The following is a 16,968-nucleotide window of genomic DNA, read 5'->3' as shown; positions in this document are numbered from 1 at the left end:
TTATCAGCTTATTATGTTTCACTCGCGTTTTGAGTGGCTCAACTGTTTCTCAAGCCCAAATTCAGATTCGAATGGCGCCTATCCCAGTGCGTGTTGGTGTGCGTGTGGGGGGGCAACTATTCTACCCAAACCAGCATTCCTGGCCGCTCGTCGGTGCTGGGCGCGCAAGCTGGCGTCGTTTTTCAAGCTCAATTTGGGAAGTTGGCCCTACAGCCGGCACTGGTGTTTTCGCAGCGCGGCTACCACGAAGACAACACCTACATTGTTGACAACATCGATGAGCCGGTCTACCACGCCCGGTCAGTGACCACCACCCGACTTAACTACTTGGAGTTGCCGATCCACTTTGTGCACACCTTCAGTGGACCCATGGGGCTACAACTTTTTGCCGGGCCCTACGTGGCTGCATGCGTGGGCGGCCGCCAGCGGTATCAGAATTACGCTGGCAGCCTGACTAGCCCGCTATCGGCTCAGGATGGCGGACGATCGCGGTTACTACCTCGGAAGAAACCACCTGGAGGGCTGCAACTGCTTGTACCGCTGCCGAACGCGGGCCTTAATGGGGCGTAAGCTACCAACGGGGCTCTTGGCAGGGGCAGCTGGGCTACAGCTGCGCCTTCACCCCAGGCGCCAACACTTACGTCGGCGACCAGAGCTACAAGCCAAAAAACTGGGCAGTTCAGCTGACGCTCCCGTATTTCTTCGGCGGTGAGTAATCCTGATCTCCTGTTTGCAAAAGCCTGCAATCTTCGCTATTGCAGGCTTTTTTGTGCTTGGGTTTGCGCTGACTTCGGCCTCATAACTCCCCCACACTCATCTCATTATAGAAATATTTATTTCCGCTGTTTTCTTCCCTGTTTTTCCTTGCGATACCAACGGACCTGAACTACCTTTCTTCATACAATCGCGCCGCCGGCGCTGTCGTTTTGAAAAATCCGCCAATCTACGTCGAAACCTTCATCCAATGCCCGATGGAGGATCTTTGGGAGCACACGCAGCGGCCCGAGCTGCACCAGCAATGGGATTTGCGCTTCACGGAAATTGAATACTTGCCTCGCCCCTCCGAAACCGCACCGCAGCAGTTTCTGTACGCCACGCGCATTGGCTTTGGGTTGGGCATTGCGGGCCGGGGCGAAAGCGTGGGCACGAAGGAGAAAAACGGCGAACGGACTTCGGTACTGAAGTTTTGGTCTGATGAATGGGTGTCACTGATCCGTACCGGCTCGGGCTACTGGAAATACATCCCGACCACCGATGGCTTGCGTTTTCTGACCGGCTACGACTACCAGACGCGCTTCGGGGCACCCGGCCGCTGGCTCGACCGGCTGGCGTTTCGGCCGCTCATTGGATGGGCCACGGCTTGGAGCTTCGATTGCTTGCGGTTGTGGCTGGAAAAAGGCATTTCGCCCGCGGCTTCGCTGCGGCTGGCGCTCATTCAGCTTTTGGTGCGGGTGTCGCTGGGCTTTATCTGGGTGTACCAGGGCGTGGTGCCGAAGTTGCTGTACCCAGACACCGGCGAACTACGCATTTTGCAAGGCGCGGGCTTTTCGCCCGCGGCAGCGCACCGCGTGGCCGCAGTGGTAGGCATCGGCGAGATTTTGTTTGGCCTATTGTTTTGGCTGCGGCCAGTGCGCCTGTTGCGGCCCGTGTACTGGCTAAATATGGTAGGCTTGGTCGTCTTGGGCGCAGGCGCGTTGTTTAGTCAGCCGGCCGTTTTTGCAGCGCCCTTCAACCCCCTGACGCTGAATCTGGCGATGGTGACGCTGGCCGGTGCGGGCTTGCTGACTTTGTCCGATGACTTACCAAGCGCGACTCGCTGCCTGCGTCAACCTCCTGCATATCCCCATAACTGATTACTAATCTGTTACTTATGCAATCGATTTATCAGCAACAACTTGGGGCCGATTTTCAGAAGCTCCACCCCCGCATTCAGGAGCGGCTGGCTTTTTCCAGCGCCGACAACCGGGCTTTCATCGGCGAGGGCACCATGGAGCGCGTGTGGCACGGACCGTTTTACACGCTGCCTTTTTTGCGCGTCGGGCTGCTACGCAACATCATGTTTCCGGATGCCGGTCAGAACGTGCCGTTTCGCATCGAGAACTACGCGTACCGCGATTCCTTCGGCCGCGAAACCGTGACCTGGATTCGTCGCTTCAGCTTCCCCAACTGCACACGCTGCTTCGACGCCACCATGATACGCAGCGCTTCCCGCAATTGCATCGTCGATTACTTGGGCACGCACCAGCACCTTGCCGTGGATATCGATTTGGCCGTGACCGAAAGAGGCGGCTTGCGCCTGCGTTCCGGCGAACAGCGCTTCTACGAAGGCCCCATCAAGTTTCGGTTTCCTATGCTCATGTCGGGCCTGGCCGATGTAGAAGAATGGTATGACGACGATGCCGACTGCTACCGCATCAAGGTGGAAGTGCTTAACCCCGCTTTTGGTAAGCTTTTCGGCTATCATGGCTCCTTTCGCCCGACTTGGCGCACGGTCACGCAGCCCGAAATTCCGGCCTATGCCCTACCACAACGCGAAGAAGTACGGGAGTAAGCGAAATTTACCCCGAATTCATATTTACAAAATATTGATAGTCAAGTATTTATAAGCACATGAACCCTAATACCGCTGCTGCTTATCTGCAACTCACGCCGCGTCAGCGAGTGGTAGAGTTGGCGCGCCCGTGGGTGCTGGTGGCTCTCTATATTGGGACAGCAGTAGCGGGCGCTTGGTGGCTGGCCGTACCGCTGGCCGTGGCCGTGTGCCTAGCGGCCTTTGTGCAAATGCACGATGCCATGCACAACGCTCTGGGCTTGTCGAAAAAGAACAACGAACGCGTGCTGACGCTCAGCGCTTTGCTAATTCTGAAAAGCGGCCAAGCCATGCAGGTCACGCACTTGCGTCACCACGGTCGTTGCCTCACCGACGATGACCCCGAAGGTGCGCCAGCTACGTGGAGCTTTGCGCGGGTGCTTTGGCAGGGCCCATACCACATCCTGATGTTGCGCCGCGAGTCGTTGCGCATTGCGCCCAAAACCCGCAACCGGCAGCTGCTCGAAACGGCCGCTACGGTATTTATATTGGCCGTTTTTGTGGGCCTATATTATTATCTCGATTCGGCTATTGGCTTGGTATACTGGGCAGTAGCTTTTCTGATGAGCGCCACGATGCCCATTTGGGCTTCATATGTGCCGCACCACGTAGCTTCTCGCAATCCGGCGGCCCGCGTCGCGGCGGCGATGGCCCAAATTTGGACGCCGGTGGTGTCGTCCTTCGCTTTTCACCACGTGCATCACCATTACCCGCGCGTCCCGACGGCGCTGCTGCACCGGGCCGCGGCTGAGTTACCCCCGCCGCCGGAAGAACACCATCACTAAGGATAACTCCTTTAATAAACAGCTTACAATCTACACCAAGCTTTCGGACAAGTGGCTAGGCCGGGTTTCGCCATCTAACACGCGCTCGGCTTGCGCGACGTGGCGCTGGATGTGGGCCACCATAAATTCAAATTGGTCGGTAAGGCGCAGGCGAATCAGCGGAATCAGCGGGTTGGGGATGCGTACAGCGTTGGCATTGATTGCGCGCGCTTGCTGCACCATTTGCAGCAGTTCGTCGATCTGGCGGCTGAACACTTCGACCACAGTGCGGGGCAGGCGGCTGCCGCTGGGGGCGTATTGCTGGGGCGCCTTGAGCGCTTTCTGCGAAGCAGGCGTCCGCATGGCAGCCGTCAGCCGCGGCCCGATGATACCATGCTTGACGGTTTCGGAGGGCCGCGAGCCGCGCTCCTGCGCCTGCTTCAGCCTGCGCGTCATGACGGGCAAATAGTGGCCGCCGATGATGTTGAGGTGCTCCAGGCACTGGCCCACACTCCATTTTCCTGGACCCGGACGACGATTGAGTTGCTCGTCGGTAAGCGGACGAAAGCGGCGCATCGTGATGTCACGCATCGCCTGCAAATCGGCCGTGAGCTGATCCAGGAAATCGGCAGTACGGGTTACAGGTTGGCTCATAGCAGGCAACAGGGTAAAGTCAAAAAGTGCAGAACGCACAGTAATGATACGGTTCGGATTTGGTTTTTGGCAAGTTAAGGCGCCTTTCCCTTCAAATCCCGATATTCTTCACAACTCCCGGCTTTTTTAGCACGGCCCGCGACGGGCGTTTGCAGCACCATACATTCTAACGTTCTCATTCCTTGCGTATTGCGTTGAAACAACAAAGTCGCTGCTCGTTGACCCCTCACTCCGAATGAGAATAATAGCATCCGTGGGCGGCAAGGAACGTTTTGCATGCAAACTATTGATATATAACATCTTACTTATAAGCCACTGCTATCGAAGGCCAAGCCCATTTTGCAGGTTATTGTCAAATGCAGGCCAGCCCGTAATTTTAGAGCTTCTATTCTTATTCCGAGTCATCTTCCGTGTCTGATCCTGCTGCTGGAAAGCCCGGCCGACCCAACGCTTTGCTACGTTGGATACGGCGTTACTTTGGGTTTTCGCGCCGCGAAACCTCCGGTTTCGTCGTGTTATTTCTCCTGATGCTGCTGTGGCTGGTGTTGCCATGGCTACTGCGCCCCGCCCTGCCGCATTACGACCCTCAGGCCGACCAACAGCAGCTCAACCGCTGGGCCGCCGAGTTGGAAGCGCAACGCCAGCCGCGAGCTTTCGATTCGCGGTACCCGCGCCGGAGCTATGCTGCCCGAACGGCGGTGCCGCGGGTGGCGCTGTCTCCTTTCGACCCCAACTCCCTGACGCCGGAAGGCTGGGAGGCCCGCGGCTTGCCGCATTTTGTGGCGCAGCGCATCGTGCATTTTCGCGATGTAATTGGGGGCTTCAAGGCCAAAGAGCAAATTCGGCGCACGTATGGCCTCCCCGATTCGGTGTACGCGCGCTTGGCGCCCTACATACAGCTGCCGGAGCAGTTACCGGCGCGTGAAAGCAAGTTTCGGGACTACGCGGCCGGGCCTGATCGCAACGCCAACAAGTCGTTTGCAAGTTACCCGCCCAACAAGTTTGCGCGCAAGCCTACGCACCTCGCGCCCTTCGACCTGAACGCGGCCGACACCACGCAGTTTAAGCAGATTCGCGGCATTGGCAGCCGGCTTTCGGCGCGGCTGGTGGCGTACCGCGAGCGGCTGGGCGGCTTCATCCGCGAAGAGCAGGTGGGCGAAATCTACAACTTGGCGCCCGACCTCGTAGACAGTCTGCGCAAGTATACATTTGTCAATCAAGGCTTTACCCCGGCGTTTATCGACGTAAACAATGCATCGCTGGCCGAGCTGAAAGAGCATCCGTACGTGGGCCTGCGCTTGGGGCGCGTGATTGTGGCGTTTCGGCAGCAGCACGGCCCGTTCCGGCAAGCCAGCGACCTGCGCCAGATTCGTATTCTCGACGACGCAGCTTTCGCAAAGTTGCAGCCTTATCTTCGCTTTTAATTTTTGTATTTTACATAAGTATCTAATAATCAGGTACTTATGTAGCAACTTACTGTCGCACAGCCAGCACCATGCCTATCGCCCCGCCCGGCGCATACGTCGGCATGACGACCAGCAGCTTGCCTACTTTCCCCGGCACCCAACGTGCTACCAACGGATACAAGCGCCACACGGCTTCGGCCGACAAAAACCCGATGCCCGCGCCGGCTACTACATCGGTCACCCAATGGCGATCGTTGAGCACGCGCATGGCGCCGGTGGCTGTGGCGACCGAGTAGCCGGCCACGCTTAGCCACGGGTATTGGCGACCGTATTGCTCGTGGAGCAAAGTCGCGGTCAGGAAAGCTTCGGTGGTGTGAGCCGAGGGGAAAGAGCTAAAATCAGTGGCCACATCGGGGCGGGGCTCACGGGTCCACTTCTTCAGATGGCTGACGATGCCTGTGCTCAGCGCGTGCGAAAGCCCGTAGGTGATGGTGAACGGAATGACGCCGCGCTCGCCTTTTAGGCCTACTACCTGCAAGGCATAGGCTGCCACCAAAGGCGCATGGCGCGAGTAATCGTCGACATGAGTGCGAAAGCGCGGGTAGTTTTCGCGGCTTTCTTCGCGCACTTCCTCTTTCAGTTCGTCAATGAAATTCTCGTTGCGCCCGGCATAGCTCAAGCCAATGAGGCTCAGCGGAATAGCCGTGCGCCATACACCTGGCCGTTTCAGGAAAGGCACAGACGCAGGCTGGGGCTGGAGGGTATCGGCGGCAGTAGGCAGCAAGCCCTGAGCTTCCGCCGCTCCGGCCCGCAGGCTACTGGCTAGCAACAAGCAATACAAGAAACGCATCAGCGAAAACAATGAGAAAAACGACAGAGCAAGATAGCCTTTCTGCCAGGCAAAAGCGCAGACTCTTAGTTGCTTAGCGTACATTTTTGGCGCGGAGGTGCCCTTGGCATTCGGCCTTCCGTATGCAGGGGCTATGCACGCGGCCGCGCCGGCCGGTTTCATCTCACCTAATTTTTATGCTGTTTCTTTTGCGCGACAAGCTTTTTCCGCTGCTGGTCTTTCTCCAATCCGTTATCTGTGGCTGCTCCAAAGACAAGGGCCGGGGCAGTTTCGATAACGTCAACCAGTCGTACGAAGTAAAGCAGGTCGGGCGGATGCGGAAGGGCGAGGTAGTCGAAAGCTCCGGGTTTGAATTGGCCAACGACGAAGGTGACCTCTGGACCCACGGCGACGGCGGCAACACGGCCCGCCTCTACAAAGTGACGCCGCAGGGCGACTTACTAAGCACTCTGGACTTGGCCCCATTAATTAACAACGACTGGGAGGACTTGGCCCAGGACGACGAGAAACGCTTGTATATCGGGGACTTCGGCAACAACCAAAACAAGCGCCGCAACCTGGTCATCTACCGCCTCAGCGGCCCCGACCTGCGCCAAATAGACACGACGCGCTTCCTGTACCCCGACCAGCACGATTTCCCGCCCAAGAAGTCCAAGCGCAACTTCGACTGCGAAGCCTTTTTTTACCGCCAAGACAGTCTGTACTTGTTCACCAAAAATCGCGGTGAGGGCCATTGGGTAAAGCAATACGTGCTGCCCGCCAAGCCCGGCCGCTACACGGCACGGCTGGTCGACAGCGTGCAGATTAATACCTGGATTACGGCGGCCGACATCAGTCCGGACGGGCACACGGTGGCGCTGCTGGGTTACGGGCACGTATATCTGATCGGGCTGGAGCCCGGCCGCAAACTGTTCGACGGCGCCAAAAGCTGCCTCCCAATTCCGGAAAGCGGACAGGCCGAGGCGCTGGTGTTCGTCAACAATCACGACTTTCTTATCAGCAACGAAAAAGGCCGCATTTACCGCGCTACTTACAAACCCTAACCGCTACCCACCACGACGGAACCGCGCAGCAAAACGGCCGAAAAGCAAATCGAACGCTCGCCTGTTCTACGCGTACTTCTGCTGGCGGCACCTAGTTTCTTGACTTATATAACTCTCTAATTATCAAAAGAATGTCTCACACTATTCTTGTTACGGGCGCGACGGGCACAGTCGGCTCGGAAGCGGTGATTGCGTTGGCCAACCGAGGACTGACGGTGCGGGCCGGGGTACATTCGCTTATCAAAGGCGATCGTTTGAAGCACCTCGACCCGGATATTCAGCTGGTCGAGGTCGATTTTCATAAACCTGAAACGCTGCACGTTGCCCTGACGGGTGCGGAGCGGGTGTTTATGATCACGCCCTTCACCGAAGACCAGGTGGCCATCAGCAAGCAGTTTATCGACGCAGCCAAGCAGGCGGGCGTCCGACAGATCGTGCGTTTGTCGGCCGCCGGTGCCGAAAGTGAGCCCGGGATTCAGTTGGGGCGCTGGCACCGCGAAATTGAGAAGTACCTCGAGCAGAGCGGCATCCCGTACACCATTCTGCGGCCGGGCGGCTTCATGCAAAACTTCATTAACTACAACTCCGACTCCATCCGCCACGAAGGCAAGTTGTATGCCGCCGTGGGCGAAGGCAAGGTGGCCTATGTAGACGTACGCGACATTGCCGAAGTAGCCGCGGCCATCCTGACCAATGACGTGGAGCAGCACAACGGCAAGGCGTATATGCTTACTGGCCCCGAAGCCATTGATATGCAAGAGGTTGCGAAAGCTTTAGGAGAAGCGACCGGCCGCCCCGTAGAGTACGTAGCTATTTCGGAAGAGACCGCTCGCCAAGCCATGGTGCAAGCCCCGGCCTGGATGACCGATGCGCTCATGGAGCTAAACCACATCAGCCAAGCTGGCTACGCTTCGCAAACCTCTCCGGACGTACAGAACATCCTCGGCCGGGCTCCGTTTTCCATCCGGGATTTTGCCCAAGCCAACCGCATCGATTTCCTTCCCGCGCAGTAAGCCACGGAATCTACTTCAAGTCTTGACGAACGGTAGTAAAGCAGAAAGGCCTCCCGTAAGCGGGAGGCCTTTCTGCTTTACTACTATAATATTCTGACTATCAACAACTTCTAAGAACGAGCCTCGTCGTTGTCACGGCCAGCGTTGCGGCGAGGAGCCGCTCCGTAGTCGGAGTCGTCGGCGGGTTTCGGGGGTACGGGAGCTTGGTTGTCGGCGGCACGACCGTAGCTTTCTTGGCTCGGCTTGTCGGTGTCGGTACCGGCTTGGTTGTCGTTGGGGTCGTTGTAAGAACCTCCGCGCGACCCTACGCCTTGGCTGCTGTTGCCGGTGTAGCTCTGCTGGCCTTTGGTGTCGGTATATCCAGTGCGCGACGCCGGATCAGGACCGGGTGCTGGCGTTTCGGGAGCTCCGGCCGGGCCGGGCTCATCGCGTCCGCCGTTGTCGGCGGCTTGGCGTTGGGCCGTACCAACCGGCTGCGCGTCGAAAGCCAAACCGTCGCGGTCGGAGTCAGTTTGCGATGGAATGTAGTCTTCGCGTTGGTTGCGCTGGCCATCGCCTACTTCCGCTGCTGCTGGCTGCGCCGGCGCCTGAGCACCGCCCAGTGACGTGTGCCCGTAATCGGCGCTGTAGCCGGCACTTTCGCCGTGGGGCGAGGCATTGTCGTTGTGAAATTGCGGATCGACGGTGGTGCCCGTTAGCGGTGTGCCCGGCTGAGTACCAAACGTGCTGTTGTCGGGCTGGAGCGTGAAACCCGTGCCGGGTTCCTGTTCCAGCGAGCTGGTGTTGTTCTCAGCCCGGCCGCCCTGGTATCCGCCGCTGGAAGCATGTTGCGTGCCCAAATGCCCAGCATACGTATCGTCGGCCCGGTATTGGTTGCCGTAGCCGCCTTGGGTAGTGCCGGAGCCGTGGCTACCAAATTCGCCGCGGGCTGGGCCACTCAACTGGTTTTCGAGGCGGTCGGGGTCATCGAAAATATCCTGCACGCTGTTGCCGAAGTTGCCGCCGTAGCTGGCTGGTGCGTTCTTCGGCGCATCGGGCCCGCCCTCGCCCGTACTTGTTTTTATATCCTTTTGGCTGTCAGATACTTGCCCCGAAGGGTTGTCTGCTCTTTCCAAGGCGCCATGAGCGCCGGCGTTTTGCATACCGGGCGTTTCGGGTTGCGTGCGGCTGTTGGCGAGGGTATTGCTGGCACCGGGGCCCATTTTAGCGTCCTGCGTCGTTTCGCTGGCTGTGGCGCCGTCGCCGACCTGCGGCTCGGCATTTTTGGGCGCCTGCGCAGGCTGGCTGCCTTCCGTGGACTTGTCGTTTTCCATAATCTTGCGAGTCTGAAGAAAGGAAGCAGCAAGGCGCTTCCTAGTGATACACCATACGCACCGCCGAAAGCAGAGTTTTTTGCTAGCTGCGGAGCCAAACCTGCGCGGACGCTCAAAGCCGCCGGGCGCTTAGTGCAGCGTATTAGGGTCGGCTTCTTTGTTTTCCTGCGTGTCGTTTTCGCCGGCTACGGCACCTTTGCCGACGCTTGTTTCGGCACTGGCCAAAGCTTCGCTGGATACAGAGGCAACGGGCGCGGCAGAATCCTGCGGCGCCGGACGCTCAGTGCCGGCAGCCGCCGATTCAGATTTTTTATCGGATTGTTTTTCTTGATTATCGGCCATAAAATCGGAGGTTAGAAAAGTCAGTGAATGCCTAGTCACTCCATACGCGGCCGGCAAAGCAGAGTTGGTGCACGACGCCTCCAAGAGGCCCGACGCAACACGTCCGGCTACGCGACTACAACTTTCTACGCTGCTCTTTTTACCTTGTCCCACCGATCGTTAGCGGCCGGAAATAGGGCGAAACAAACTCATCAAAGCACTTTTCCTTTACCGAAGTTTTGAAATACCCATATTTTTACCCTAATCTTACATTCTAACCATACAACCAGTACAGCTTCCATGAAAACAGGTAAAGTGAAGTTCTTCAACGAGTCCAAGGGCTTCGGCTTCATCATCCAGGATGACACTAACCAAGACATCTTCGTACACCAGACAGGCTTAATCCACGAGATCCGCGAGAACGACCGTGTATCGTTTGAAGTTATTGAGGGTAAAAAAGGTCTGAACGCAGTGAAAGTAGAGCGTATTTAATTACTACATTAGTAGCTCGATCCTACACACTTATTGCCTTCCCGCTTCGGCCTATGCCGGAGCGGGATTTTTTTGGGCCAGTTGCTCCCAAATGCACACCGCCCGCCTGCTTAGGGAGTAAGCAGGCGGGCGGTGTGGGGTTGTGGTAGCGCTAGGGCGCGTACTTTATTTGGCCTCCGTTTTGGCCACGCGTACTCCGGCGGCCATAATGCCAGGCAGCTGATCTTGGCGCATATACTGCTCTAAGACAAGCTTATACGTGCCGGCCACGTGAAACCGCTGATTGGGCAGGGCCAAGAACTGGTGATCAAAAATATCACCGGTGCCACTGCCACGGGGCTCGCCGGTTTGCGGGTCCATGAGCACCATTTGGTGCAGGAGCTGCGAGACGCGCTTGCCGTTGGGGTCGGAGAGTGTGTGCTTCACGTAGAGATTATAATAGCCGTACGCCGAGGCGTTGCGGATATTGAAGTAAACGTTGTAGCGCTGCGTGGTGTCCTTGATCTCGAACTCAAACGCGGGCTTTTCCTGTACGGCCCACGTAAAGTCCTTGAAATCAGTGTTTTTCTCGTAGATCTGGTTAGGATCGCAAGACGCCAGCATCAGCAGCAACCCCAAAAATGGTAGTGCACGAAGTACTTGAACCATAACCAGTTAGGAAGCTGAGGACGAAGGAGTGGAACCTGGCGCGCCATTACCGCCCGAGCGCGACGAGCGCGACCCACGGCGAGAGGAGCGGCCTTCGCGGTTGCCGCGCTCGCCACTACCCTGCTCACCTGCTGGGCGACCCGAACCTTCCGGGCCAGCCGGCGGCGTGGGCCGTGGGCGGCGCTCCGATGTCCGCTCTGGACGGGGTGGCCGGCCCTCGGCGGGGGTATCAGGACGGGTTTCACCTTTTTCGGGGCGATTGCCGTCGGTGTTGCGGTTGCGGTTGTTCCGACGGTTGAGGGGCCGGGCAGCAGCTCCGCGCGGCCGGCGCGGCTCTTCGGCAGCGTTAGCAGTACCGGCTGGAGCGTCGGGGGCTTTGGTAGTGCCGGGGGTTTTGACGACCACCTGCGCAGAAGGCAAAGGTGTGTTGGGCACTCCAATCATCGACGTGCCGACAATGGAACTAGCCGGCTTGTCCGACTTTTTCTTTTTGCGTTTGGCCCGCTTGGCGCCTTTGATTTTGTCGTCGAGGCGGTCGAGGTTGCCTTCCACAATGGCCGAAACTTCGGGCGCTTTGTCTTCCTCGCGCACCGGGGGCAGCAGGCTCTCAGGCTTTTCGCCGCGCTTGTTCATCTCCTGAATTTCGCGCACCCGGGCAGTGTCGAGCATCACCCAGTTGTTGTCGCCGCGCAGTGCAAACCACATGCGCTTCTTGAAGATGTCAGTCTTTTGCAAAAAGGCTTCGCCCTTTTCGGTCTGTAATGCCCGCGACACCTGCGGAATGTCTTTCAGCGCGTCGAGGTAGGTGTCGAGCTCATAGTTGAGGCAGCACTTGAGGCGGCCGCACTGACCCGAAAGCTTGGCCGGGTTGAGGCTCAGGTTTTGGTAACGAGCCGCCGTTGTGCTTACGCTTTTGAAATCGGTGAGCCACGTAGAGCAGCACAGCTCCCGGCCACAAGAGCCAATGCCGCCCAAGCGGCCGGCTTCGTGACGAAGCGATATCTGCCTCATTTCCACGCGGATACGAAACTCATCGGCCAAGCGCTTGATCAGGTCGCGGAAGTCCACGCGGTCGTCGGCGGAGTAGAAGAACGTGGCGCGCGAACGGTCGGCTTGGTACTCGACGTCGGAGAGCTTCATTTTCAGCTTTAGCTCTTCGACCACCGAACGGGCCCGGAACATGGTGCCGGTTTCGAGGTCGCGTACGGCTTCCCAACGCTCCACGTCCTGTGGAGAAGCGACGCGCAGGATGTTGCGGATTTCCTTGGAGTCGACGGGGACTTTTTTCTTGCGCATTTGCAGGCGCACCAACTCCCCTTTCAGCGAGACGTGGCCCAGATGCCAACCGTTGCCGGCTGCTTCAATCACTACGGGATCGCCGGTGACGAGGGGCAGCCGGCTGGCGTTGCGAAAAAAGTCTTTGCGTCCGCCCTTGAAGCGGATTTCCACTAAATCAAACTCTTTAAAATCGCTGGGCAGGTCAAGGTCCTGAAGCCAGTCGAATACATTGAGGCGGTTGCACCCGCCCGAGCTACAACTCCCTTTGGAGCCGCAGCCGGCAGCGGTGGTGGAGCAACCGCCACCGGAAGAACAAGAAGAACAAGCCACGGCTTGAGAATATATATATCGTGAGGCGGACAAGCGTCCGCACGAAATCGGTTGTCTACAAAGATAGGAATTTCAAAGCCCTCCCCCCTGCCCAGGCTTTTCCTGGGGCGCTTCGAGTAACCTTTCCCTCACCTTTATACGGCTTCTCAAACGCTGAAGCAATACGGACGAGTTTTATAAAGCCATAACAAATTGATTGTCAATATATTATGTACACAAAAATAATTCTTAGTCGGACCGTAATTGCTCGCTATCCCTGATAATAGGTTGTCCTGCCTAGCCGAGGGTACTACGCGCATTGCCAAATGCCTTGGGCAGCCGGTGAAGTAGCGCGCTCCCAATACCGGCAGTAGCAATTTCCACCCAACTGGACAAAACATTATTGCGCTCAGGAAAATATTTTTCTACCCAATTATTGCGTTTTTCACAATAAAACAGGCCGGTACGTATAAATATTTTAAAAGTTGCGGTTGATTTTTGAAAATATCGCAATACTTTTTGACCACTCTTTCACTTACCTATCTCCCTTCACCCACATCATCCAACCACAGTCCCTTATGAAATTCACCCACTTACTTTCCACCCTTACTATTGGCGCCTGCTCGCTGGTTGCGTTGGCCTCCTGCTCGAAAGAAGAAGGCGTTGCGACCAACTCTCCCAAAAAAGAAGAGGTTTCGGCACAAGCGCTGGCTCAAATTAAACAATTAGGCTTCAGCACCCAAAATATTACCCGCGAAGGCGATTCGTATCTAGTAGAAGGCGATATCCGCATCGACGCAGCACAGCTGGGCACGACCCCCGAGTATAAGCTCATGCGTGTTGGCGAAGAAGAGCAGTACCGCACCAACAACTTGGTAACCGGCCTGCCCCGCACCATCACGGTGGCCGTGTCGAGCACGTTGCCATCGGCTTATGTAACGGCCGCCGACGAAGCCATTCGTCGCTATAACGCTGAGGGATTGCGCATTACGATGCGCCGCGTTACTTCGGGCGCTAACATTACCCTTACCAAAGCGCCCAGTGGCTCTTCTTACCTAGCTTCGGCGGGCTTCCCTTCGGGCGGCAATCCTTACAGCCAAGTATTGGTCAACTCCGATGCATTAGGCACCAGCTATGCCACCACGACCATTGCCAGCGTACTGGCTCACGAAATCGGTCACTGCATCGGTTTCCGCCACACCGACTACATGAGCCGGCAGTATAGCTGCGGTGGCTCAGCTGTAAACGAAGGCGCTAGCACCGTAGGTGCCGTGCTGATTCCCGGCACTCCTTCCGGCCCAGATCCGAACTCGTGGATGCTGGCTTGCATCGGTACTGGCGTAAACCGTCCGTTCAACACCAACGACCGCACGGCCCTCAACTACCTGTATTAATCGGCCTTCCAGCTTGTAAACTCTAGGTAAAGGAAAGACAAACCCTGGCCCATTACGGGCCAGGGTTTTTTGTTTACCCGTAACCAATTGACAGTCTGATACTTACAGAATCACTACCCTGCGGGTGGTTTGGCGGCCGGCTTGGGTGCGCACTTGCAGGAAGTAGAGGCCTTTGGCTAAACCAGAAGTATCGAAGGTCTTGGTGATGCCGTTGTCGGTGGCGGTGCGGCGTAAGTGGCCCATGCTGTCGTAGAGGCGCAGGTGCACGGGCGTGTCTTCGCCGTTGATTATGCTGAGCGGTTGGCCGGCCGCTACTGGGTTGGGGTACACTTGCACGTCGTTGGTCGGCACAAACTGCACTGCTTCTGGTTGGCTGTAGTAGGTGCGGCGGTCGGCTGTTACGAGCTGTACGCGGTACAGATTCTGACCTGGGGCGGGCGTCGGGTCAGTTAGGGCCATCCGCAACTGCGTCACCGGCGTAATCGTTTGGATGGGCTGATACGTGCCGTTGATCCGCTTTTCCAAGCGTAGCGCTTGCAATTGGTACAGGCTGCCGATCTCTAGGTCGAGCAACACGGTATCGGTCACGGCTTGGCGGGGCAAGAAGTTTCTGACGTAGCAGCCTGTGCCCTGTAGCGTATAGTCGATGGTGATGCTGCGCGCGCCCTCCCGGCCCTGCCACACCGGAGCTACCGCATACTGCAAGGCCGGCGACTGGCTGCGGTTGATGACCAAAGTGGTATCGGTGGCGAGCACAACCGGCTCCAGAGAATTTGCCCCCATTTTATATACTTGATAACCAGAGGCTTCTGGCACGCGCCGCCAATACAGTAGCGCTTCGTCTGCGCAGGCATAACCAACCTGCAACGACAGTGGGCGAGCAATCAGAAACGACTCCGACGGGTACGCTACCCCATCAATTAGCAGGCGGACCTGCGCCAACTGCGCCGTATCGGGTGCAGTCCAGGAATAATACCCCTGGGCCAAGCCGACGTTGGCATTGACGAGCCGCCACGTTGAGCTACCAACGGTCTGATACTCAAGGCGGCCGGTAGTAGCAAGCCCACTCCACTGCCAGCGCAAAAGCATAGCCGCGCCGGGACGAATAGTGGTTTCCTGAAGTGGCGTCACCCACTCGAAGCCACTGCTGGTTTCGTAAGCAACGCTGAAAGGCTGGGCCGGGCCAGTCGCAACCCGGTGGCCGCGCACATGCACCTCGTATTGACCCGCTTCCGGCACTGCAACCGTGATCTGCTCGACGTTATTTAAATGGTCCGGGCCGCGGCGGGCGGGCAGCATCAGCGAATCGGCATGAGGGTAAGTGCTTAACACCCAAGGCTTCCAGTGCGCAGCTGTACTGGTTTGCACCAGTTCCAAATCCAAGTCGTTGACCAAAGCCTGAGCGGCATTGGCTGCTGCTTCCGGGTCGTGCCAGGCCAGCGTCACTTTCAACTGCCGCGCGCCAGGCGGCACGGTCACTGGGAACACTTTATCGCTGCCTTGGGTGAGCGCATCGGCGAAAAAACGATTGTCGGCCACGGTCTGGACGGCCCCGAGCGCGTCCGTTTGGCCGAAGCCATATTCGAAATCAATTTCGGGCCGGCCCGCATCGTCGGCACTGTTGAGCAGGATAGCTTTCACCAGAGCAGCAGGCGGCAACGCGCCGCTATGGTGCTGTTGGTAAGCCTGTTGCACCAGCAAGCTCACCCCCGATACCAGCGCGGCAGCATCGGAAGTGCCGCCGTCGCCGTAGGCGACTAACTCTGGCTTTATGCGGCCGTCGTAGGCAGGGCCTCGCGAGCTAAGCGGCGAAACCTGGCCCGTGGCACCGGTCGCCCCCACGCTGAGCGTATTCTTCGACATTTTGAACTGCCCCGTGAGATTGGCGACGTTCGCAATGCCCCGATACGGTCCATCGGCGCTGGCTTTGTCGCCGTCGTTGCCCGACGAAAACACGTGCAGCAACGTCGGATTCTGCCAGGTGCTGCGGTCGTATTCACGGGCTTCGAGGCCGTAATAATTTTCGATAGCGACACCGTAAGAATGGTTTTGGACCGACACACCAGTTCGCAGAAGTTGCTGGGCATCGTCGGGAAGCAATTGCGCAAAATCGGAAGTGGCAAGCTGAGCCTTCCAAGCCACGCCCAACCCTGTGGGGGCCGAGTTGCCGCCGCCGGCCATAAACGTAGCCATAGCCGTGGCGTGCGCCGAAGGTGACCCCGAAAACCGATTGGCATTGAGCACACGCCCTTTGAAATCGATGTCGGCGGCGTCGAACTGGCCTTCCTTTACCGACACAGTCATGCCTTGGCCCGCCAACTGCGGGAAGCGGCTGTGCACAGCCGTTATTTTGTTCAGGCTCAGATCGGACTTGTTCTGCTGGCTCTCTTCGTGCGCGCGGCGGTTGGTCACATCTACAAACTCGACCAACGGGCACGCGGCTATTTGCTGCACTTGGGCCGGGCTCAGCTTACTTAATGCCAGCACACCTCTAGATGAAGCCGGTTGGGTAATCTCCGCGGTTGGCAGGTACTCGCGCAGCCACTGCCGAAAGCTGGCGGCATCCTGCACGCTTACCCGAACGCTTTGTAACCCCTTCTCACTTAATGCATTACGCAATGATGGAGCCATCTTGTCTCGCGGAACATCTTGGAGCCGCTTCTGAGCAAATAGATTGTTACCGTAACTCAGCAAGAACACCAGCACCAACAGCTTTCGGCTGGTTTGGCACCAGAACAAACAGTAGAAATCGCGCATTGACGAAACGGTGGGTGGGAACGGATAAGAGGGGCTGCCGGATCAAAACAGTCCTTTCCAAAGATAAGGAAAGCCCGCAATCGTAAGAAGCCGAGTATTATTATATAAACACCTAATAATTAATGTATTGCACAAC

The 16,968-nt window shown here is 57.5% G+C and carries 16 protein-coding genes; 9 read left to right on the top strand and 7 right to left on the bottom strand.

All coding sequences use genetic code 11. From position 1 onward, the window contains the following. Positions 1-33 precede the first annotated feature (33 nt). The 4 genes from FHG12_RS12685 (at position 34) to FHG12_RS12670 (ending at position 3,375) form a co-directional block, all read left to right on the top strand. Positions 34-570 (top strand): outer membrane beta-barrel protein, encoded by a 537-nt coding sequence (locus FHG12_RS12685; protein WP_139516082.1) that lies wholly within the window; start codon positions 34-36, stop codon positions 568-570. A gap of 356 nt (positions 571-926) precedes the next feature. Then, entirely contained in the window at positions 927-1,853 is a 927-nt protein-coding gene (locus FHG12_RS12680) for a DoxX-like family protein (protein ID WP_139516081.1), read from the top strand. Positions 1,854-1,870: 17 nt separating this feature from the next. Beyond that, a complete protein-coding gene (locus tag FHG12_RS12675) occupies positions 1,871-2,551 on the top strand; it encodes a DUF4166 domain-containing protein (protein WP_139516080.1) in 681 nt (226 codons plus the stop codon). A 59-nt stretch (positions 2,552-2,610) separates the two neighbouring features. Next, the gene (locus FHG12_RS12670) at positions 2,611-3,375 is read left to right on the top strand and encodes a fatty acid desaturase family protein (RefSeq protein ID WP_139516079.1); all 765 of its coding nucleotides are present in this window, start codon (positions 2,611-2,613) and stop codon (positions 3,373-3,375) included. A gap of 30 nt (positions 3,376-3,405) precedes the next feature. On the opposite strand, the gene FHG12_RS12665 is transcribed toward FHG12_RS12670, so the two are convergent. Next, positions 3,406-4,008, bottom strand: a complete 603-nt coding sequence (locus tag FHG12_RS12665) for a DinB family protein (RefSeq protein ID WP_139516078.1) — start codon at positions 4,006-4,008, stop codon at positions 3,406-3,408. Between the two features lie 410 nt (positions 4,009-4,418). Here FHG12_RS12665 and FHG12_RS12660 point away from each other — a divergent pair, with 410 nt between their 5' ends. Next, positions 4,419-5,432 carry a ComEA family DNA-binding protein gene (locus FHG12_RS12660; protein WP_139516077.1) on the top strand — a complete coding sequence of 338 codons (1,014 nt, stop codon included), beginning with the start codon at positions 4,419-4,421 and terminating at the stop codon, positions 5,430-5,432. 49 nt (positions 5,433-5,481) lie between these two features. Here the strand turns inward: FHG12_RS12660 and FHG12_RS12655 are convergent, their stop codons facing one another. Then, positions 5,482-6,264, bottom strand: coding sequence for a phosphatase PAP2 family protein (locus tag FHG12_RS12655; protein ID WP_165699390.1), 783 nt, complete (start codon positions 6,262-6,264; stop codon positions 5,482-5,484). A 176-nt stretch (positions 6,265-6,440) separates the two neighbouring features. Here FHG12_RS12655 and FHG12_RS12650 point away from each other — a divergent pair, with 176 nt between their 5' ends. Beyond that, entirely contained in the window at positions 6,441-7,307 is an 867-nt protein-coding gene (locus tag FHG12_RS12650) for a hypothetical protein (RefSeq protein ID WP_139516075.1), read from the top strand. A 131-nt stretch (positions 7,308-7,438) separates the two neighbouring features. Continuing rightward, positions 7,439-8,320 (top strand): SDR family oxidoreductase, encoded by an 882-nt coding sequence (locus FHG12_RS12645; protein WP_139516074.1) that lies wholly within the window; start codon positions 7,439-7,441, stop codon positions 8,318-8,320. 110 nt (positions 8,321-8,430) lie between these two features. On the opposite strand, the gene FHG12_RS12640 is transcribed toward FHG12_RS12645, so the two are convergent. Both FHG12_RS12640 and FHG12_RS12635 read right to left on the bottom strand, forming a co-directional pair. Then, the gene (locus tag FHG12_RS12640) at positions 8,431-9,633 is read right to left on the bottom strand and encodes a hypothetical protein (RefSeq protein ID WP_139516073.1); all 1,203 of its coding nucleotides are present in this window, start codon (positions 9,631-9,633) and stop codon (positions 8,431-8,433) included. Between the two features lie 129 nt (positions 9,634-9,762). Beyond that, positions 9,763-9,975 carry a hypothetical protein gene (locus FHG12_RS12635; protein ID WP_139516072.1) on the bottom strand — a complete coding sequence of 71 codons (213 nt, stop codon included), beginning with the start codon at positions 9,973-9,975 and terminating at the stop codon, positions 9,763-9,765. A gap of 279 nt (positions 9,976-10,254) precedes the next feature. Between FHG12_RS12635 and FHG12_RS12630 the strand changes: the two genes are divergently transcribed. Further along, a complete protein-coding gene (locus FHG12_RS12630; RefSeq protein WP_139516071.1) occupies positions 10,255-10,446 on the top strand; it encodes a cold-shock protein in 192 nt (63 codons plus the stop codon). A gap of 165 nt (positions 10,447-10,611) precedes the next feature. Here the strand turns inward: FHG12_RS12630 and FHG12_RS12625 are convergent, their stop codons facing one another. Further along, positions 10,612-11,094, bottom strand: coding sequence for a gliding motility lipoprotein GldH (locus FHG12_RS12625; RefSeq protein WP_139516070.1), 483 nt, complete (start codon positions 11,092-11,094; stop codon positions 10,612-10,614). A gap of 6 nt (positions 11,095-11,100) precedes the next feature. Next, positions 11,101-12,702 (bottom strand): PSP1 domain-containing protein, encoded by a 1,602-nt coding sequence (ricT, locus tag FHG12_RS12620; RefSeq protein ID WP_165699389.1) that lies wholly within the window; start codon positions 12,700-12,702, stop codon positions 11,101-11,103. Positions 12,703-13,259: 557 nt separating this feature from the next. Between ricT and FHG12_RS12615 the strand changes: the two genes are divergently transcribed. Continuing rightward, positions 13,260-14,075, top strand: a complete 816-nt coding sequence (locus FHG12_RS12615) for a M57 family metalloprotease (RefSeq protein WP_139516069.1) — start codon at positions 13,260-13,262, stop codon at positions 14,073-14,075. 102 nt (positions 14,076-14,177) lie between these two features. Here FHG12_RS12615 and FHG12_RS12610 read toward each other — a convergent pair whose 3' ends face one another. Continuing rightward, positions 14,178-16,706, bottom strand: a complete 2,529-nt coding sequence (locus FHG12_RS12610) for a S8 family serine peptidase (RefSeq protein WP_165699388.1) — start codon at positions 16,704-16,706, stop codon at positions 14,178-14,180. Positions 16,707-16,968: the final 262 nt, after the last annotated feature.

The organism is Hymenobacter jejuensis, from assembly GCF_006337165.1.
GTDB classification, from domain to species: Bacteria; Bacteroidota; Bacteroidia; order Cytophagales; family Hymenobacteraceae; genus Hymenobacter; species Hymenobacter jejuensis.
The sequence above is the reverse complement of the archived record's forward strand: the minus strand, read 5'-3'. Positions and strand labels throughout refer to the sequence as shown.